Annotated in this window: 13 protein-coding genes; 5 read left to right on the forward strand and 8 right to left on the reverse strand. The window is 71.4% G+C overall.

What is annotated here, in order from left to right; all coding sequences use genetic code 11:
• Positions 1–374 precede the first annotated feature (374 nt).
• From AB1L88_RS18950 to AB1L88_RS18970, 5 genes are all read right to left on the reverse strand, one after another.
• A complete protein-coding gene (locus AB1L88_RS18950) occupies positions 375–1,067 on the reverse strand; it encodes a glycosyltransferase (RefSeq protein ID WP_367098343.1) in 693 nt (230 codons plus the stop codon).
• Positions 1,030–2,211, reverse strand: coding sequence for a glycosyltransferase family 1 protein (locus AB1L88_RS18955; protein WP_367098254.1), 1,182 nt, complete (start codon positions 2,209–2,211; stop codon positions 1,030–1,032). The genes AB1L88_RS18950 and AB1L88_RS18955 overlap by 38 nt, the downstream gene beginning before the upstream one ends.
• On the reverse strand, positions 2,211–3,014 hold the full coding sequence (locus AB1L88_RS18960) for a hypothetical protein (protein WP_367098255.1): 804 nt from the start codon (positions 3,012–3,014) through the stop codon (positions 2,211–2,213). The genes AB1L88_RS18955 and AB1L88_RS18960 overlap by 1 nt, the downstream gene beginning before the upstream one ends.
• Positions 3,015–3,061: 47 nt before the next feature.
• On the reverse strand, positions 3,062–4,246 hold the full coding sequence (locus tag AB1L88_RS18965) for a glycosyltransferase (RefSeq protein ID WP_367098256.1): 1,185 nt from the start codon (positions 4,244–4,246) through the stop codon (positions 3,062–3,064).
• Positions 4,247–4,519: 273 nt separating this feature from the next.
• Complete coding sequence (locus AB1L88_RS18970) at positions 4,520–6,328, reverse strand: SUMF1/EgtB/PvdO family nonheme iron enzyme (protein WP_367098257.1); 1,809 nt, start codon at positions 6,326–6,328, stop codon at positions 4,520–4,522.
• Between the two features lie 355 nt (positions 6,329–6,683).
• Between AB1L88_RS18970 and AB1L88_RS18975 the strand changes: the two genes are divergently transcribed.
• The gene (locus AB1L88_RS18975) at positions 6,684–10,646 is read left to right on the forward strand and encodes a tetratricopeptide repeat protein (protein ID WP_367098258.1); all 3,963 of its coding nucleotides are present in this window, start codon (positions 6,684–6,686) and stop codon (positions 10,644–10,646) included.
• 20 nt (positions 10,647–10,666) lie between these two features.
• Here the strand turns inward: AB1L88_RS18975 and AB1L88_RS18980 are convergent, their stop codons facing one another.
• Both AB1L88_RS18980 and nhaA read right to left on the reverse strand, forming a co-directional pair.
• Positions 10,667–11,332, reverse strand: coding sequence for a PEP-CTERM sorting domain-containing protein (locus tag AB1L88_RS18980; protein WP_367098259.1), 666 nt, complete (start codon positions 11,330–11,332; stop codon positions 10,667–10,669).
• A 178-nt stretch (positions 11,333–11,510) separates the two neighbouring features.
• Complete coding sequence (gene nhaA / locus AB1L88_RS18985) at positions 11,511–13,097, reverse strand: Na+/H+ antiporter NhaA (protein ID WP_367098260.1); 1,587 nt, start codon at positions 13,095–13,097, stop codon at positions 11,511–11,513.
• 325 nt (positions 13,098–13,422) lie between these two features.
• Here nhaA and AB1L88_RS18990 point away from each other — a divergent pair, with 325 nt between their 5' ends.
• The 4 genes from AB1L88_RS18990 to AB1L88_RS19005 all read left to right on the forward strand — a co-directional run bounded on the left by AB1L88_RS18990 (position 13,423) and on the right by AB1L88_RS19005 (position 16,946).
• The gene (locus AB1L88_RS18990; protein ID WP_367098261.1) at positions 13,423–13,908 is read left to right on the forward strand and encodes a MarR family transcriptional regulator; all 486 of its coding nucleotides are present in this window, start codon (positions 13,423–13,425) and stop codon (positions 13,906–13,908) included.
• A gap of 133 nt (positions 13,909–14,041) precedes the next feature.
• Complete coding sequence (locus AB1L88_RS18995; protein WP_367098262.1) at positions 14,042–14,800, forward strand: YceI family protein; 759 nt, start codon at positions 14,042–14,044, stop codon at positions 14,798–14,800.
• A 202-nt stretch (positions 14,801–15,002) separates the two neighbouring features.
• Entirely contained in the window at positions 15,003–15,965 is a 963-nt protein-coding gene (locus AB1L88_RS19000; RefSeq protein WP_367098263.1) for an NAD(P)-dependent alcohol dehydrogenase, read from the forward strand.
• A gap of 48 nt (positions 15,966–16,013) precedes the next feature.
• Positions 16,014–16,946: an alpha/beta hydrolase gene (locus AB1L88_RS19005; RefSeq protein WP_367098264.1), complete on the forward strand. Its 933-nt coding sequence runs from the start codon at positions 16,014–16,016 to the stop codon at positions 16,944–16,946.
• Between the two features lie 21 nt (positions 16,947–16,967).
• Here the strand turns inward: AB1L88_RS19005 and AB1L88_RS19010 are convergent, their stop codons facing one another.
• Positions 16,968–18,230: a glycosyltransferase gene (locus AB1L88_RS19010; protein WP_367098265.1), complete on the reverse strand. Its 1,263-nt coding sequence runs from the start codon at positions 18,228–18,230 to the stop codon at positions 16,968–16,970.
• Positions 18,231–18,700 lie beyond the last annotated feature (470 nt).

Below are 18,700 nucleotides of genomic sequence, written 5' to 3' on the forward strand. Positions count from 1 at the left end.
GAGGCGCATCAGAAGCGCATCACGAGGCGCATCCCGTCTCAACACGTCACTCCCAGGATGGCCGTGACGATCGACGAAACGAGGCCGCCCCCCTGAGGAACGGCCCCCGAAACGAAATCCGAGGCTTGAACGCAACCCGTTTCAGGGGAAGCGATTCCGCCCTGACGCCGGCCGTCCGTCACAGCGCACCGCGACCGCGCATCGGGCGCACCGAGGGGCCATGACCAAGGGGCGGAACCCCATCCCTGTCAGGACGCTCGGCCCCCCTCTCCCGCCCGATGCCGATTCCCGAAAGGAATCCAACCGAGCAGCCGGCCGATCCCCGGAACGAATCCCCTCCGGCCCGCGCAGCCGATCCCCGAAACGAATCCAGCTCAGGCCGTCCCCACCGCCCCCAGCGACCCGGCATCACGCAGCGATCGGCGCGGCGATCGAACGGGCCGGGGGGCAACACCCCCATGCGGCCGATCGAGCCGGACCCGCCGCGACCGGCGCACCTGGTCGACGCCGGCCAGGTACGTCAGGACCCGCCACTGCGAGGCCGACACGTCCGGATCAAGCCCATCGGTCACCGCCTGGGCCTTCGGCATCGGCGGCACGCCGGGACACTCCAGGAGCACGCCCGATCGGTCGAAGAATCGCCCGTCGGGCGTCACCACCGCATCCCCCCGCCGCAGTCCAAGGGCCCCGGGTGCACTCAGCAGCACCACCGCCCCCGAAGGCACGGCCACCCCCCGGTCCCCGTCATCGGCCAGGTGGACGACCTCCGGATCGAGCCGCCGCAGGACGCGAGCCATCGCCAGCCGACGCACCCGACGCCCCCCCAACCGCCCGAGCCACCGCGGGACCTCCAACCGGTGCACCACCGGCCCGCCCGGCTCCCGCTCATCCGACTCGGGCGGCATCGCGTCCGGATGCAACGGGGCCAGCAGCACCGCCACCCGATGCCCCAGCTCGTCCAGTTCCCGGGCCATCGCCAGGGCCGGGATCGAAGGGTCCAGCGATCGCGTGATCACGCAGATGTTCATCTCATGCCACCCTTGCTTGAGGATCCGATCCGAGTCCATCCAGGTGATCGATCAGTTGCCGGGCCGCGAGGTCCCAGGTGAATCGGGCCGATCGTCGCAGGGCCTCCTCGGCCAGGCGGTTGCGGGTGGCCCGGTCGCCGAGCAGTGCGGCCATCGCCCCGGCCATCGCGTCCGGGTCGGTCGGGTCGAAAAACAGGCCCGCCTCGCCGACGACCTCGGGCAGCGACCCGGCCGTGCTCGCCAGCACCGGGGTGCCGCATGCCATCGCCTCGACCGGCGGCAGGCCGAACCCCTCCAGCAACGACGGCTGCACCAGCGCCTCGGCCCGGCCGTACAAGTACACCAGCTCCGCATCCGGGACGAATCCCGTGAACACGACCCGATCCGACACCCCCAGCCGCTCCGCCTCGGCCCGCAACTCCGGGGCGTGCGTGTGGAAGACGTCGCCGAAGTCCCCCACGATCGCCAGCCGCACCCCGCCCGGGGCCGACCGGGCGAACGCTCGCATCAACCGGACCAGATTCTTATGAGGACTCAACCCGCCCACATAGAGGAGGAATCGCTCTCCCGCCCGCAGCCCGTACCGCCTCAACGCCTCGTCCGAGTCCGGCCCCGCCTCCGTCGGCCGGAAGACGGGATCGGGCGCAGCCCCGATCAGGCCCACCCGATCGGCCGCCAATCGGTAATGCGTCATCAGGTCGCGGCGCGAGACCTCGGACGTCGTCAGGATCAAGGCGGCCGACCGCACCGCCACCCGCTCCTTGATTGTCCAGAAGAGTCGCCCGCGCCGGTTCGGGAACACGAGGTCGGGATAGATCAGGGGCAACGCATCGAAGATCGTCACCACCACCCGCCCGACGTCCCAGACCGGGAAGAAACTGTACGACGAGGGGAAGACCATGGCATCGAGCTTCGCCCCGGCCGCGGCCCTGCTGAAGGCCAGCAGGTCGGGCACCCGCCGCCTCCCCTCGGCCGACGCCGCCTGGCTCGGCGCCTCCCGGACCGGCACGGCCACCGTCGCAAACCCTGCCGGGACCTCGACCCGGCCCAGCGACGGTCGATCGACGAAGACCACGAACTCCCGGTCGCCGGCGACCCTCCCCAGAGCCTCCAGCAAGGACCGGGCGAACCGGCCGAACCCCCGCCGATTCGACAGGCAGCCCCCATCCAGGCCGATTCGCATCACGACCCCCCTTCGGGAGTCCCGTGCCCGGGATCCCGCCGCAGCCCTCGGCCCAGCGACAACGAGGGCCGCCAGTTTCGGACCGGCTCCGGCGCGATCGGGTCACCGATGACCGCGATCCGAGGCGGCTCCAGTTCAGCACTGATTGTCCCCGAGAGGCCCCGTCGACCCATGCCCAGCAAACTCGCCGCCACCGCGTCCACGGCCGTCGGATCGATCCCGGCGATCGCCACCACCTGGCGGCCGAACCGGCCGATCGGCCCCTCGACCACGCTCAGATCGGGCCAGGCGCGGCGGATCGGCACCCCGTCGAACCGCCCTCGGTCGTCCGGGTGCAGCGCCGCCAGCATCCCTCGACGCCCGGCGGGCATCCCGTGTCGTCCCCTGAACGACGCGATCGGCGTCAAGGCGACCCGGCACCCGGCCGAGGCCACCGTCTCCGCCAGTCGGATCGAGCCGACTCCCGGCCGCTCGATCGTCCGCCAGCGCTCCTCGTCCCGGGCCAGGTCGAGGAACCGGACGGGCCGACCCCAGCATTCACGGCGGAAGCCGGACCGATCGACGATCGCCGCCGCGCCGGGCTGTCCCGAGGCCACGACCACCTCTCCCACGCTCCCGGCGAGCAGCACGTCGAGCAGGCTCGACATCGGGGCCGGATCGGCCCGTCGTGCCTCCAGATGGGCGAGCACCACGGCCGGGCCGGCGAGAACCGGCCGGATCTCGGCGTCGAGCAGGGCGAGTGCCTCGGCCACGGCCCCGCGGCGATTGTCGGATCGGACGACCGCGACGGTCGAAGTCGCCATCGCGGCCCCGGCCTCGGTGGCCGGTCCCGACGGCAATCCGGTGGGTCTCAGGGGTGCGTCTCGGTCCGGGACCATGAGGATCGCCTCCGGGGGGCGGGCTGAGGGGCCAGGGTGTGGGGGCCGGCGGCGGTGATCTCGGCGGGGGCGTCGGGCCTCGGCCGCAGGGGCTGGCGGTCGGCGATCGGCTGCCTCACCCGCCGCTGACCGAGCCAGATCGCCAGGGCAATCACGACCGACAGGCCACAGCAAACGAAGTAGAGCAGATGCAACGGCACACTCAACACCGATCGAATCATGCCGATCCGACGGGCCAGGAACCGGTAGAATCGGGCGTTCAGGACCACCACCGCCAAGGGGCCGATCGCCGCCAGGACCAGGGCCGTCGGCTCGATCGGGCTCACGAGCAGGCCGAGCCCGGTCAAGGCCGTCGCCGCCACGCTCGCCCGCTGGGTGACGCTGACGTTCAGGTCCGTCTCGGCCACCCCGGAGCGGAGCATGAGCAACGTCCAGGGGACCCCTCGGCAGGCGATGTCGGTCCGAATCACCTCCCGGAGCGTCCAGCGCTTCAGGTGGGTGACCTGGATGTCCCGCACGAGGTCGATCCGGTGGCCGGCCCGGGTCAGGCGGTAGCCCAGCTCGATGTCCTCGATCGCCGGGCGTCGGTAGAGCTGGGGGTCGAACCCCCCCATCGCCAGGAACAGGTCGCGGCGGATGGCCCCGCAGCCGGTCCAGAAGGTGTGGGCCGGCCGGGCCTCGTCCTGGAAGGTCCCGCGCTGATGCGTGTCGTGGTGCAGCAGATTCCGGAACCGGCTGACCAGGCCCGGGGCGGTCGGCCGGTCGTCGTACGAGCCGAACAGGGCCCCCAGCTCCGGGTCGGCCCGGAAGCGGTCGAGCACCTTCCGGGCCGCGTCGGGATGCACGGCCACGTCGGCATCGAGGAAGAAGACGATCGGGGCCGAGGCCGCCCTGGCCCCATTGTTCCGCGCCGCGGCGGGCCCGAGCGGCCGATCGTGGCGAACGACCACGGCCCCGGCGTCCTCGGCCTTGCGGCCCGAATCGTCCCGGGAGCCGTCATCGACGACGATCAGCTCGAACCTGACGCCGGCAGAAACGCGGAGCGCCCGGAGGCAGTGGGTCAGGGCGTCGCCCCCGTCTCGGACGGGAACGACCACCGAAAGCGGCCACTGCCCCCGGGGCCCCTGACATGCCGGACCGGCGGGGTGATCTTCCATGACTTGCCCTCGCCCGTCACCTCGGTGCGAGCCGGTGTGCAGCCTCGTCCGTGGGGCCGCCCGCACTCGGACCGGGACCATGACGCGGTCGGGGGACGCAAAGGGGGCCGAACCTGGTGCCGAATCATCAGTTGCGCCCATCCAGCCGATCATGGCCGCGACGTGCGGGGGGACTGTAGCCGGGATCGCTCCGCCTGTCAACGCGGTTCGATCGCCCGGCGAGGACTTCCGGATCGCCCCGCCGGGCCCGACCGTCACCCCCTCCCCCGCCGATCAGAACGGGACCAGGGTCCCCGGGTTCGTCGTCGGCTGCTGCCGGGGTGGCGGTGGCTGCGGCTGCGGTGGCTGTTGCCGCGGCGGAGGGGGAGGGGCCGCGCCGGGAGACCCCTGGACGGGCGTCGGGGCCGGCCGAGGTCCGGCGCCGGCGATCGGCAAGCCTTCCACGTTCAACGCGCAGCGGAAGCCGAGATACGGCAATCGGGTCGTCACCGGCATCCCTTCGCGGTAGGTCAGGTCGTGCGAGGGGGAGGACCCCCGGACCGTCTGCCGGGGGGGCTGCGACGACGGCCGCTCCGGCCCTCCCGGGTTGTAGGCGACGAACCGCGCCCGGGCGCCATACACCCCGCCCTCGAACCAATCGGCCGTCCATTCCCAGGCGTTGGCGGCCATGTCAAACAGCCCGGCGGCCGAGCGGTCGGCCGGGTAGGCCCGGACCGGCTCGATCGAGCGGTTCGTCCGTTGTCGGGGCCACGGCGGAGGCGCGGCCCCCCACGGGCGGATCAGGCCGTCGGGCCCCCGAGAGGCGGCCTCCCACTGGGCCTCGGTCGGCAGCGACTTCCCGGCCCATTCGGCGTACCGGAGCGCCTCCTGGGCCGAGGTCAGGACGACCGGATGCCGAGGGGTCAGGCCGAGCCGGGTCAGTTCCTCGGGCCTCGGCAAGACCGTCTCCCCTCGCTGGGTCAGGGCCTCGCGATAGCGGGCGAACTGCTCGACCGTGACCTCGTGCTCGTCGAGGTAGAAGGGCGGCAGCTCGACCCGATGGGCCGGGCTTTCGGACGGCGGCCCGCCGTCCCGGCCCATGATGTAAACCCCGGCCGGGACAAGGACCATCGTCATGCCGTCCCGATCGCAGACGATCCGAGAGGGCCAGCCCGACGAGTCCTCCTCGGCGTCGGGGGCGGGCGAGAACCCGTTCGGCAGGACGCGGACGACCAGCTCGGGTTCCGGCTCGGGCGCGGGTTGCGGCTCCGGAGGGGGGGCCACCACCCGATCGGCCGCGGTGTCCGGCTCCGGGGCGGGGGCGGGAGCCGGTGCCAGGACGATGACTTCCGGGGCCAGCGACGGGATATCCGGGAACGGCGGCTGCCGGTCGGCGATCCGGTCGAGCGCCTCGCGGGCGGTCGCGGCGGCCTGGGTGTCGGGGTAGCCGTCGACGATCCGCTGGAGGTACGAGTGGGCGAGCTGGATCGTCAGGGCCGATCGCGCCCGGGCCATCAGGCTCTGGGCGGCGTCCTCGGCCGCGGGGCCGCCGGTCGGCTCCGCGGCGTTGCGGGCCCTGGCGGCCGGCGGGCCGAACATCTGGGTCGAGTCGATCACGTAGACGTCGGCCGTGTCGGCGGAACCGCCCCCGCCCACGGCCCGGACAATCATGGCGATGGCCAGGACCACGGCGGACGCGGCCATGATGCCGAGGATCAGGCGGACTCGCCCCCGGGTCTCGACGGTGTCGAGCGTGGGAGTGGGGGTGGCGAGGGTCCGATTCCCGGGCTCGTCGTCCTCCTCGGCGGACCCCGCCTTCCGGCGGGCGAGCCGCTCGGCATTGCGGTCGCGCCGCGAGGCCCGGCCCGAGCCGGCATCGGTCGGCCGCGACGGCTTGCCCTCGGCACCGGCGTCTGCGCCGGCGTCGTCCGGGCCGGTCGCCGCCATCCGAGAGAGCCTCGGCAGCGGCTTCGGCGGCTGCCGAGGCCCCGACGGCGGAGGGGCCCCCTCGTCGCTCGGCCTCGACGACGGGGGCCGATTCGGCGGAGGCGTGCCGCGGGGCGGCGGGGCGAGATCGTATTCGGACGAGTTGGAATCGGCCATGAGGGGATCGCTCCCGCGGTTGCCCGGCGAGTCGGCAAGCGTCTCGCCCGGGAACCGGCCGCGCAAGGTCGGGGAACCAGGCCGGAATCGCGGCCCTTCGTGTTCCAGGGTATCCACAACGGCCTTGACGGAACAAGTCCGCCCCGACGTCTCCGGACGAAACCACCTCGTGCCGCCGGCTCGATCGACCCAACGACCCAATCCGAAGACCGGCCCATTCGACGGCGGTCATTTCTTCGCTACGATACGATGGATCGACCGTCGCCACGTTCCCGAGGCCGACGCCGGCCCGCTTCGGTCGTCACACCGTTGTGTCCTGGCGGTCCCCTCGTCCTTTGATCCGGGGCTCGTTCGCATGAGCATCGACCACGACGCGCTGTTCGCCGCCCTGGCCCTGCGATCTCGGCAGATCGACTCCGACCGCCTGGCCGCGGCGTTCGAGGCCCGGTCGCAATCGCCCGCACCGCTGGCCGAGCTGCTCGTCGGTCGCGGCGACCTGAGCGCCGAGGCGTGCGACCGGCTCCGGGGCGAGCTGGATGCCCTGATCCGGCGGTTCGACGGCAACCCGCAGGCCCTCTGGGCGGCAGTGGCCGACGATCAGGTCCTCACCGCGATGACCGGCCTGAGCCCCCCCGCGTTCGAGGCGACGATCGACGCCTCGGCCCCCCAGCAGTCCGGGAGCCCTTCCCGATCCGGCTCGGCCGACTTCCGCTTCCAGGCCACCATCGACACCCGCGACGGCCTCGAACTGCTCGGCAGCACGATCGACGCCTCGGAGCCGATCCCCAAACGATTCGTCGGCCTCGAACCGCTGGGGCGATCGTCCGGCGAGTTCAGCTCCAGCCGATACACCCGGACCCAGCTCCACGCCCAGGGGGGCCTGGGAGAGATCTGGAGGGCCCGCGACCTGGTCCTCGGCCGGGAAGTCGCCCTGAAGGAGCTGAAACCCGAGAGCCTGAACCACCCGACCCTCTGGGAACGGTTCATCACCGAGGCCCGCATCACCGGGCAGCTCGAACACCCGAACATCGTGCCCGTGCACGAGCTGGGCCGCCATCCGGAAGACGGTCGGCCCTATTACACGATGCGGTTCGTCCGGGGCCGCACCCTCGCCCGGGCCATCGCCGACTTCCACCGCGACCGCGCCGAGGGCCGGGCCGACTCGACGATGGCGCTGCGTCGGCTGCTCGACACCTTCCTCGACGTCTGCAACGCCGTGGCCTTCGCCCACGCACAGGGGGTGATCCACCGCGACCTGAAGGGGCAGAACGTCGTGCTCGGCGACTTCGGCGAGGCGTTGGTGCTCGACTGGGGCCTCGCCCGGCCCGCCGGCGGCCCCGACCCCATGGCCCCCGCCGCCGGCGAGCACGAGCACGAGCACGAGGGGCCGGGGGCGCCGATCGTGGCCTTCGACCCCGAGCGATCGGAGACGGTCGCCGGCCAGATCCTCGGCACGCCGGCCTACATGCCGCCCGAGCAGGCGAGGGGGGCGATCGAGGAACTCGGCCCGACGAGCGACATCTACAGCCTCGGCGCGATCCTGTTCGAGCTGCTCACCGGCCGCCCGCCTCACGTGGGCAAGGACTCGACCGAGCTGCTCCGGATGGCCCGAGACGAAGACCCGCCGACGCCCCGGTCGCTCAATCCCGCCGTGCCGAAGCCGCTGGAGGCCATCTGCCTGCACGCCCTGAGCCGCAGGCCGGCCGACCGCTATCAGGCCGTCCCCGAGCTGGCCGAAGACATCCGCCGGTGGCTCGCCGACGAGCCGGTCAGCGTCTACCGGGAGCCGATCGCGGTCCGGGCCGGCCGCTGGGCCAGGCGACACCGGACCAAGGCGGCCGTGGCCGCCGCGCTGGTCGTCGCGGCCATTCCGGTGCTCTTGCTCAGCACCGCGCTGATCGGCCGCGAGCGCAATCGGGCCGCCCAGATGGAAGGGCTGGCCCGGGCCGCCGTCGATGACATGTATCTGGAAGTCGCCGACACGATCCTCGGGGACCTGTCCGACCCTCGCCAGGAGGATTTCCTCCGCCGGGCCCTGTCCGGGCTGGAAGACCGATCGGAGGCGGACCTCCCCGGGGGCGGGCCGGCGGACGGCCTGATTGCCCCCCCCATCGACGACGCCCTGCGGCGGTCGATCAACGAGGCGCTGGCCTTCTATCAGGGGTTCGTCCGGCAGGGGGGGCTCGGGGCCTCGGCCGCGGTCGACCGCGAGCGCGCCCGGGTCCGGATCGGCGACATCTCGGCCCGGCTCGGGCGGTTCGACGAGGCGGAACGGGCCTACCGCGAGGCGATCGACGCCCTGGCGGCCATGCCCCACACCGGGGCGGCCCATCGGGTCCTGGCCGAGGCGAGGAGCAACCTCGGCGACCTGCTCGGGGCACTCGGCCGAGCCGACGAGGCCGAGCCGATGCTCCGCCAGTCGATCGCCACCTGCGAGGCCATCGCGGGCCACGAGCCGCCGAGCCCGGCCAACGCCCTGGCCATCGCCGCCGCCGAGGCCGAGCTGGCCGAGCTGCTGAAGCTCTCGGGCCGGTTCGACGAGGCCGAGACGGTGTATCGGTCGGCCATCGACCGGCTCGAACCGCTGGCCGATGGCCCCGAGGCGAACGTCCCCCTGCGTCGGGAGCTCGGGACCGTGACCGACGGCCTCGCCGTCCTGCTCGTCATGCTCGATCGGCCCGACGAGGCCGAGCCGATGCTCCGCCGAGCGATGGCGATCCAGGGGCCCTTGCTGGCCGAGCTGCCCACCGTCCCCCGGCTCCGCGAAGGGCTGGCCAAGACGGGCAACACGCTGGGCATCCTGCTGCGTCGTCGCGGCGAAGTGACCGAAGCCGAGGAGTTGCTGCGGGCGTCGATCGCCCACTTCGAACGGCTCTCCGAGGATTTCCCGGGGCGGCTCGAATATCGCCGGGCATTGGCCCGGGGGCACCTGAATCTCGGGGTCCTGTTCTCCTCATCCGGCCGCCTTCGGGAGGCCGAGCAGGCCCAGCGGCGGGCCGTCGAGCTGTACTCGGCCCTGATCGAGATGGCCCCCGAACCGCTGAAGATCGGCCGCGATCGCGTGCTGGCCCTCGTCAACCTGGGCACCGTGCTGGAGCAGCGGGGCAACGAGGACGAGGCCGGCCTGACCTACGACCGCGCCGTGGCCGCCGCCGAGGACCTGGACCGGCGTTTCCCCGAGATCCCCGACGCGGCCGATGCCCTGGGCGCGGCCCTGCTCAATCGCGGCCGACTGTTCGACATCCTCGGCGACTTCGACGCCGCCGAGGCGGATCTGGTCAGGGCGAGCGAGCTGTTCGGCACCCTGGTCGAACGCCACCCCGATCGCCCCTCGTACCGGCAAGACGAGGCCGCGAGCCTCAGCACGCTCGGGCCGATCCTGGCCGCCTCGGGCAAGGAGGACCGGGCCGAACAGGTCTACCGCGAGGCGATCGCGATTTTCGAGGGATTGCTCGCCGATCGGCCCGAGAATGCCTCGCTCCGATCGGACCTGGCCATGGCCCTGGCCAACCTCGGCAACCTGAAGCGAGACGACTCCGAGCAGGCCATCCGCCGGTCGCTCGGCCTGTTGCAGGGCCTGGCCGAGGGTCAGGAATCGATGACGCCGACCCTGACCCGCCACCTGGGGATGGTCCACTACAACCTGGGCGAACGGCTGGCCGAGCTGGGCCGACCGGAGGAAGCCGAGCAGGAAGTCACCCGGTCGGCCGACTTGCTGATGGCCCTGGCCGATGGGCCCGAGGCCGGGGCGTCTGAGCACTCGATGGCGAGCATCGTCGCCCTCGAACTGGCCGGCCTTCGGCTCGACCGGGGGGCGACCGACGACGCCCGCGAACCGCTGGAAGCGGCCATCGCTCATGCCCGCCAGGGGGCCAGGGCGATGAACGCCCCGATGCTCCGCGAGACGCTCGACCGGGCCAGCGCCCGGCTCGTCGAGACCCTGCTGGCCCAGGGCCGTTATGCCGAGGCGGCCCGGACCGCCTCGGACCTGGCCGAGGCCCTGCCCAGTCGCCCCGAGCTGCGCGTGAGGGCCGCCGAGCTGCTGGGCGAATGCCTGGAGGCGATCGCCGCCGACCCTGCCCTCGACCCCTCACAATCCGAGGGCCTGCTTGCCGAGCTGGGCCAGCGGGCCATGGCCCAGCTCCGCGTCGCCATCGACGCCGGGGTCAGCCGCGACCTGCTCCGCGACCGGGCCGAGCGGTTCGGCCCGCTCCGCGACCGGGGAGAGTTCGAGACGTTGCTCTCCCCTCCCGTCAATCTTGTTCCGGAGTCAAGCGACGGCACCGCGAATGAAGCCCCGGCACCGCCGACCCCCTGACCGGGCCGCTCGGCCCCCGATCAGTTCAGGGCCGGAGCCGATCCCCCGGCCCCGATCGGCGATCGGCGGCGGAGCCGGACGAGCAGCCCGACCAGGCCGAGGCCCGCGGCGGTCATGACCACCGAGGCCGGTTCGGGGATGACGAACACCGGGGCGACGTTGAAGCCGGTCTCCTTGATGACGGTCCCGTCGTCCAGCCGCCTGGAGGTCTGCCAGGCGTAGCGGATCTCTCGGAGCAGGATGAGCGGATTCACGTCGAACGTCTGCCACGAGAAGGCGCCGATGACCAGCTCCGAGACGCCGCTGGGCAAGAAAATCGGCTCGCCGGCGAGGTAGGAGAAGGTCAGGTTCGGCAAGGTCGGGTCATCGAAGCCGACGGGCAACCCGTCCGGGATCAGGTCGGCCCGGCTCGACCAGCCGGCGGGCTTGCCGACGTCTCCTTCGAGGTCGGGGATGTCGAAGACGGTGACGAAGTCGCGCTCGTTCGGGTCGTTCGAGCCGTTGATGAACGTCCCGGGCAGGCCCGTCAGGACCAGCTCGGCCTGGTAGAAGCCGATCGGGTCGAGCACCTCCTCGGCCTTCACCTCCCGGAGGATGAAGCCGGCCTCGGCCGTCTGGGGGGCGACGCCCGAGGACAGCACGCCGAGCAGCGCGCCAATGATCAGGGGAAACGGCTGCCGGGTCATCGGGGGTCCTCCGCCTTGCGACGAGTGCGAGATCATGTCGGCCACGTTCCGGAACCAACGGCTTCCGGTCCCATCAAAACGAAACGATCGCCCCGACATGCTATGCCGGGGCGATCGGGTTCGACAAGCGACGGCCGCGAATCTGGTTGCATTCTTGCAACACGCGATGACGACCGGGTCAGTGGCGGGCGGCCTCGGCCGGGGTCATCTGGTCGGAAAGGCGCTCGGGGAGCACGCTCCTGAGGTACAGCAGGCCGACGACGCTGGCGGCCAGCGTGGCCATGAGGATGCCGAGCTTCGCCGCGTCGGTGTCCTGGGGGGTGATGAAGGCCAGATCCGTGATGAACAGGGCCACGGTGAAGCCGATCGCCCCGAGCATCCCGATGCCGAAGATCTGCCGGAGGTTCGTGTGCTCCGGCAGGGACATCAGGCCGGTCTTCAGGCCGAGCCAGGCCAGCAGCGTGATGCCGACCGGCTTGCCGACGAACAGGCCGAGGGCCACCCCCCAGAGCACCGGGCTGGACAGGGCAGTGCTCAGGCTCTCCGCATTGATGACCACCCCGGCATTGGCGAGCGCGAAGATCGGCAAGACGACGAACGCCGCCCAGGGGTGGATGAAGCGGATCAGGCGATCGAGGATCGACTCGGTCATCTGCGTCAGGTGCTCGATCTTGCCGAGGATGAAGCTGGCCTCGTCCTCGTTCTTCAAGCGCATCGCCTCGTTGTACTGGGCCTGGAGCCGGTCCAGCTCCTCGGAATAGCGCTGCATGTCGAGCCAGGGGACCGAAGGGGTCATCAGCCCCAGGACCACCCCGGCGATGGTGGCGTGCACGCCCGAGCTGAGCAGCAAGGCCCAGAAGACCCCGCCGACCAGGATGTAGGGGAAGATGTCGAGCACGCCGATCCGCTGCATGATGATCACCACGCCGACCATCGCCACGGCCAGCATCAGGGCCATGATCGAGATCTGCTCGGTGTAGAACAGGGCGATGACCATGATCGCGCCGATGTCGTCGACGATGGCGAAGGCCAGCAGCAGGACCCGGATCGAGTTCGGCACCCGGCTGCCCAGCAGGGCGAGCACGCCGACGGCGAAGGCGATGTCCGTCGCCATCGGCACCCCCCAGCCGCGCGAGACCCCGCCGGGGGCCACGTTGATCGCGGCATAGATGGCCGCCGGGACGATCATGCCGCCCAGGGCCAGGGCCGCCGGCAGGGCCGCCTTGCGGAGGCTGGCCAGCTCGCCCAGCACCATCTCGCGCTTGATCTCGAGGCCGACGACGAAGAAGAACAGGACCATCAGGCCGTCGTTGATCCAGTGGTGCAGGGTCATGCCGTGATCGTGCGCCTCGCTCGCCGCCGAGTCGGAGTGCGGCTCGCCCGCCGCGGGGGGCGGCAAGGCCGAGGCCCCCCCGATGCTGGCGGCGACCAGGTCGGCGGCCGCCTCGTCCTCGGCGGAGTGGCCGCCGGGCCCCGTCCCCTCGTGCCCGTGATCCGCGCCGTCGCCGTTGGACTGCTCCGACGGGGGGGCGAGCGAGAACTCGCCGACGGTCAGCTCGACCGGCGTGTGGAAGATCTTCTGATACGTCTCCCCCCACGGCGAATTGGCCCAGAGGATGGCGATGGTGGCGGCCAGGAAGAGGGCCGCCCCGCCGGCCTCGGCCGTGTGGATGAACGTCAAGGCTCGCAGGCCGACCCGGCGGGCCAGCACCGATTGCCGCGAATGGACCTCGATCTTGCCCATGCTACGAGGAGGTAGATGCATGCGACTGTCTCAAATCCCTTGATCTGACGCGCGAGGAGAGGGCGCTTGATCCCCTCGACGCACCCCGAACGGCGGGCGGTCGAGGCACGCTCGCGGCGGAATCCGACGGCGCTTCCCGGGGTTCCCCCCCGCACCGCGAGCCGGGGGGACGGTTCCGGGACGACCTCGCCCCGGACCGATCGCCGTCGATTAGACCAAAATCGCGATTCCGCCGCCAAGAGACCTTGGACACCCCCATTGGTTGTTGACACAACCATTTCGAGGGCCGTAGAATCTGGCGGCCGAGGATGGACCTCCCCGAAGAGACGTGCCCAGGTGGTCGGTAATGGTCGGCTCCCGATTGCAGCAGGAGTTGAAGAAGCGCGAGCCGTTCGCCGTGCCCGAGCAGGAGGCGATGCTCAACCTGATGCGCACGGCCGACCGGCTGCAACTGAGGTTCATCCGGCTGTTCCGCCGGCACGGGCTCAGCCCGGCGCAGTACAACATCCTCCGGATCCTCCGCGGGGAAGGGGGCGAGGGCCTGCCGAGCCTCGAGATCGCGAGCCGGATGGTCACCTCGACCCCCGACATCACCCGGCTCGTCGATCGGCTCGAGGCCGCCGGCCTGGTCGTCCGCGACCGATCCGCGACCGACCGCCGCGTCGTCCGGGTCCGGATCACCCCCGACGGGCTCGGCCGGCTCGGCCAGCTCGACGAGCCGGTGCTGGCCCTGCACCGGAGCCTCCTGGGTCACCTCGACCCCGACGAGCTGCAAACCCTCAGCACCTTGCTGACCAAGGCCCGTTGCTCCCCCGACGAGCCGCCCCCCTGAGCGATCCCCCGCGTCCGTCCGGCACCCGGCCCGGTCCGCCGGCCGGTCGGGGGACGGTCGGTGGATCTCGCTCGCGTCCCGACCCGCGTTCCGCCTTGCCAGACCCTTTCTCTCTTTTCGAGGATCGACTTCCATGAACGTTCTTGCGCGATGGTCTGCCCCGTTCGCCCTGCTCCTCCTCGTGGCCGCCCCCGGCTGCTCGAACCCGGCGGCCGACGTGACGGCGGCGAAGGTCGGCGATGCCCAGCCCGTCCCGGGGGAGTCGGACGCGACGCCCGCCGACGCCGGTCTCGAGGCCGAGGCGGAGGAGTCCGACGCCGCCCCCGTCGCCGCGGACGAGGCCGCCCTGGCCGCGGCCGAGGAAGCGGCGTTCGATGGCTCGAACTCCTCGATCGACTTCGTCGGCTCGAAGCTCGTCGGCAGCAGTCACGACGGCGGCTTCAAGACCTTCACCGGCCGGTTCGTCCTGCCCGCCGGAGGCGATTCGATCCGCTCCGTCTCGGTCACGATCGACATGAACTCGATCTGGTCGGACAACGACCGCCTGACCGGCCACCTCAAGAATGAAGACTTCTTCGAGGTCGAGACCTATCCCGAGTCCGAATTCGTCTCGACGGCGATCGTGGCCGACACCTCCGAGGGGGGCACCCACGAGATCACCGGGAACCTGACCCTGCACGGCGTCACCAAGTCGGTCTCCTTCCCGGCGACCGTCGCCATCACCGACGAGGCGGTCTCGCTCGACTCCGAGTTCAAGATCGACCGGACCATCTGGGGGATCGTCTACGGGTCGGAGGCCGACGTCCGCGACAACATCATCAACAAGGAGGTCGTCATCCGCCTGGACGTGGACGCCCCCCGAGGCGCCGAGGCCGAGGAGGCCGCCGAGTAACCTGCCTGCCGAGCATGCCCGACGCCCCCCCGACCCGGGATGTCCGGCGGCCGAGGCCCCCGGACATCCCGCGGCCGACCTGGTCGTAAGCGGGGGCGCCCTTGCCGCCGCCGCGCATCCCGGCCGCCGTCCTGGCCTCGCATGAATCCCCGCCCCGATGCCCCGAGGCGGTCCGGCCCCCGGGCCCGAGGAGTTGCAACGCATGAAAGCCGCCGTGATCGACGGATACGGAGGCCCCGATCGGCTCCAGATCCGGGAGGTCAAGCGTCCCGAGCTGGAACCGGGGACGATCCGGGTCAGGGTCCGGGCGGCGGGGGTCAACCCGGTCGACTGGAAGATCCGCAGCGGGATGCTCAGGGGGATCCTGCGGCCGACCTTCCCCTTGATCCTCGGCGGCGACCTCGCCGGCGAGGTGGAGGCCCTGGGAGAAGGGGTGACCCGATTCCGGGTCGGCGATCCGGTCTTCGGCATGGCCGACCTGAGGAAGGCCCAGGCCGGCAGCTACGCCGAGTTCGCCGTGATCGCCGAATCGGCCGCCGCCCGGAAGCCGGACGCCTGGAGCTTCGAAGACGCGGCCTCGGTCCCGATCGCCGGCCTGACCGCCCTGCAATCGCTCCGAGACCTCGGCCGGGTCCCCTCGGGCGGGTCGGTCCTGATCAACGGCGCCTCGGGGGGGGTCGGCACCTTCGCGGTGCAGGTCGGCAAGGCGCTCGGCGCTCGGGTCGTGGGGACCTGTTCGGCCCCGAATGCCGAGCTGGTCCGGTCGCTCGGCGCCGACACGGTGATCGACTACACCGTGCACGACGTGACCCGGCGCGACGAGCGGTTCGACGTGTTCCTCGACGCCGTCGCCCGGAGCAACTATGGCCGGGCCCGCCACATCCTGAAGCCGGACGGGACGTACGTCTCGACCCTGCCCTCGCCGACCCTGATCGGCTGGATGGGCCTCTTGCCGGTGCTCCGCCCGTTCGGCGTCCGGCGTCGGGCCGCGATCATCCTGGTCAAGCCACGGGGAGAGGATCTGGCGACCCTGGCCCGGTTCGCCGAGCAGGGGGAACTCCGGCCCGTCGTCGAGCACGTCTACCCGCTCGACGACGTTCGCCTGGCCCACGAGCAGAGCCAGACCGGCCGCACGCGCGGGAAGATCGTGCTCCGGATCGACTGACACCCTTGATTCAACCCCCTGCCCCGCGAGGGGAACGGAGGTGATCGGATGCCTCACCTGCTGCTGTCGATCGTCGCCTCGCTGGGCCTGGTCGCGCCGGCCGACGACGCCCCCGGGGCGACCCCCCCGGACATCCGCGACCTCGTCACCCACGGCAAGGCCGACTCCGACGGCGTGCAGATCCACTACGCGACGATGGGCGACGGGCCGCTCGTGGTCATGCTGCACGGCTTCCCCGACTTCTGGTACACCTGGCGGGCCCAGATGCCGCCGCTCGCCGAGCACTTCCGCGTCGTCGCCATCGACCTGCGCGGCTACAACGAGAGCGACCAGCCCGAGGGGGTCGAGGCGTACGCGCTCGATCGCCTGGTCGAGGACGTGGCGGCCGTCATCCGGCACTTCGAGGCCGAGTCGGCCGTGATCGTCGGGCACGACTGGGGGGGGATGATCGCCTGGTCGTTCGCCATGGCCCACCCCGAGCAGACGGATCGGCTGGTGATCCTCAACCTGCCCCACCCGAAGGGCCTGCTCCGCGAGCTGGCCGAGAACCCCGAGCAGCAGCGTGCCAGCCAGTACGCCCGGAGCTTCCAGGCCGACGGGGCCGAGGCGCTCATCCCCCCCGCCCTGCTCGCCGGATGGGTCAGGGACCCGGACGCCCGGGCCGCCTACGTCGAGGCGTTCGGGCGATCGTCCCGGGCGGCGATGCTCAACTATTACCGCGCCAACTATCCCAGGCCGCCCTACGACGAGGCCCTCGAAGGGCGATCGTTCCCTCCCGTCGAATGCCCCGTCCTGATGATTCACGGCCTCGACGACGCCGCCCTCTTGCCCGGTGCCCTGGCCGGCACCTGGGACTGGGTCGCCGACGACCTGACCCTCGTCACCATCCCCGGCGCGGGCCACTTCGTCCAGCAAGACGCCGCCGACCGCGTGACCCGGACGATGACCTGGTGGCTGACCTCCTCGCCCTGGGCCCCCTGATCGGCCCGGGGAGCCGACCCCTCAAGGGGTCCTGCCGGACTCCTCGGTTCCTTCGAGGCGGGGAGGGCAGCCGAGCAGCTCGGCGATGCGGTCGGTCACGCGGTCCCAGCTGTCCGCCGCCACGGTCGCCCGGCGGGCCCGGGTCCGTCCCGGGGTGTCGTCGAGCAGGGCCCGATCGATCGCCCGGAGGAACGCGTCGTGCGAGGTGGCCTGCTCGATCAGGCCCTCGTACGGGTCGAAGGCGGGCAGCTCCGACGCGACGACCGGGAAGCCGATCGCCAGATATTCCTTGATCTTGATCGGATTGCAGCTCTCGTTGAATTCGTTGCGCAGGAACGGGATGATGCCGACATCGAAGTGGGCGGCGAACGAGGGCAGGTCGTTCGGCGGCATCTGGCCGATATGGCGGACGTTCGGCTCCTCCAGGATCGGGCCGAGGTCCATCTGCGCCGGGCCGATCAGGACGAGCGATCCCCCGCGACTGGCCGCGTGCCGGGCGACCTTCACCAGGAGCTCGCGATCCATCCGGTAGTCGTCCATCCCCCCGTAGAAGCCGATGATCGGCCGGGGAAGGCCCTTCAGGGCGCTCGGGGGCGGCCCTTCCGGGGGGGCACCCTCGGGTCGTTCCTGGGCGAATCGCTCGAAATCGACGCCGTGCCCGATCAGTTCGGCATGCCTCGACAGCCCGCGCTCGGCCTCCATCAGCCCTTCGTTGACGTAGATGACCACGTCGGACCCGACCACCAGTCGGCGTTCGAGCGGGGCGATGGTGGCGTGATCGGCCCCCGGCATCGAGCCGAAGTCGTCGCACCGCTCGAAGACCGTGCGAGACCACGTCAGGCGTTCGACCGCGGGGCCCATCGTGGGCATCGAGACCACGGCCGAGGCGTGCCTCATGCCCAGCCAGCGCCTCAACGCGGCGATTTGCCAGGCGAGCAGCCGGCCGTTCAGCTCGATCCCCTTCGGCGAGTACTTCGGCACGAACAGCGGGGAGTAGACCCACATCCCGGTCTCCGGATCGCGACGCAATCCGCGGAGCATGCTGCTCAATTTGCGGGTGTATCGGCTCCAGGCGATCTCGGTCCGACCGGGGACCGGCATCCGCATGCCGATGCTGTTGATCCAGAGCGTCGGGACGCCCCGCTTCGCCAGGCGGACGGCCATACGGACCGACGAATGGCCCCGGTTGTGGTACCAGTAGTCGACGTTCCCGCACCAGACGACGCCATCGCACGCTTCGGTCAGCCGGGCCGGCGGCATGTTTCGATTCACAGTCAAGGTCATCTTGGGGTCACCAGAACAGAGCTTGGGTGTCCAGCACCCGGGCGTTCGTCAAGGAAAGGAGAGGAGATCGTTGAGGGAGAGGTCCCGGCCCGTGATCGACGGCCGGGCGGCGACGGCCGGCCCGTTCATCGGCCTCGGGTCGCTCGGCGATCGGTGCCACCAGGGCCCGACCGGGGCGAACGATCCTCGCGAACCACCTTCAAATCCATGATCGACCATCCATTCCGACGATTCGGTCGCGCGGGTGTGTGCCAGGATGACAGGGACGGCCCGGACGCTCTCCCGCGGGTCTTCCAGGGGGCCGGCGCCCGCCGGGTCCGGCTCGTCTCGGGACCGCCCGAGCGGGCCACCCCCGGGAAAACACGCATTCATGGAGATCAAACTCCCCTCAGGCAGACCGTGTGACGTCGGGGCGAATCTTTGGCTGTCCGTGTTTCGTCGATGCAACGCGATCGGTCCCGGCTGCCGAT

The organism is Tautonia sp. JC769 (genome assembly GCF_040717455.1).
Lineage (GTDB): Bacteria > Planctomycetota > Planctomycetia > Isosphaerales > Isosphaeraceae > Tautonia.

Excerpts from the sequence above, each read along its gene's own strand:
- AB1L88_RS18955 (WP_367098254.1), bottom strand. The coding sequence starts at position 2,211 with ATGCGAATCGGCCTGGATGGGGGCTGCCTGTCGAATCGGCGGGGGTTC.
- nhaA (WP_367098260.1), bottom strand. The coding sequence starts at position 13,097 with ATGCATCTACCTCCTCGTAGCATGGGCAAGATCGAGGTCCATTCGCGG.
- AB1L88_RS18950 (WP_367098343.1), bottom strand. The coding sequence starts at position 1,067 with ATGGACTCGGATCGGATCCTCAAGCAAGGGTGGCATGAGATGAACATC.
- AB1L88_RS18980 (WP_367098259.1), bottom strand. The coding sequence starts at position 11,332 with ATGACCCGGCAGCCGTTTCCCCTGATCATTGGCGCGCTGCTCGGCGTG.
- AB1L88_RS18975 (WP_367098258.1), top strand. The coding sequence starts at position 6,684 with ATGAGCATCGACCACGACGCGCTGTTCGCCGCCCTGGCCCTGCGATCT.
- AB1L88_RS19010 (WP_367098265.1), bottom strand. The coding sequence starts at position 18,230 with ATGACCTTGACTGTGAATCGAAACATGCCGCCGGCCCGGCTGACCGAA.
- AB1L88_RS18970 (WP_367098257.1), bottom strand. The coding sequence starts at position 6,328 with ATGGCCGATTCCAACTCGTCCGAATACGATCTCGCCCCGCCGCCCCGC.
- AB1L88_RS18965 (WP_367098256.1), bottom strand. The coding sequence starts at position 4,246 with ATGGAAGATCACCCCGCCGGTCCGGCATGTCAGGGGCCCCGGGGGCAG.
- AB1L88_RS19005 (WP_367098264.1), top strand. The coding sequence starts at position 16,014 with ATGCCTCACCTGCTGCTGTCGATCGTCGCCTCGCTGGGCCTGGTCGCG.
- AB1L88_RS19000 (WP_367098263.1), top strand. The coding sequence starts at position 15,003 with ATGAAAGCCGCCGTGATCGACGGATACGGAGGCCCCGATCGGCTCCAG.
- AB1L88_RS18960 (WP_367098255.1), bottom strand. The coding sequence starts at position 3,014 with ATGGCGACTTCGACCGTCGCGGTCGTCCGATCCGACAATCGCCGCGGG.
- AB1L88_RS18995 (WP_367098262.1), top strand. The coding sequence starts at position 14,042 with ATGAACGTTCTTGCGCGATGGTCTGCCCCGTTCGCCCTGCTCCTCCTC.
- AB1L88_RS18990 (WP_367098261.1), top strand. The coding sequence starts at position 13,423 with ATGGTCGGCTCCCGATTGCAGCAGGAGTTGAAGAAGCGCGAGCCGTTC.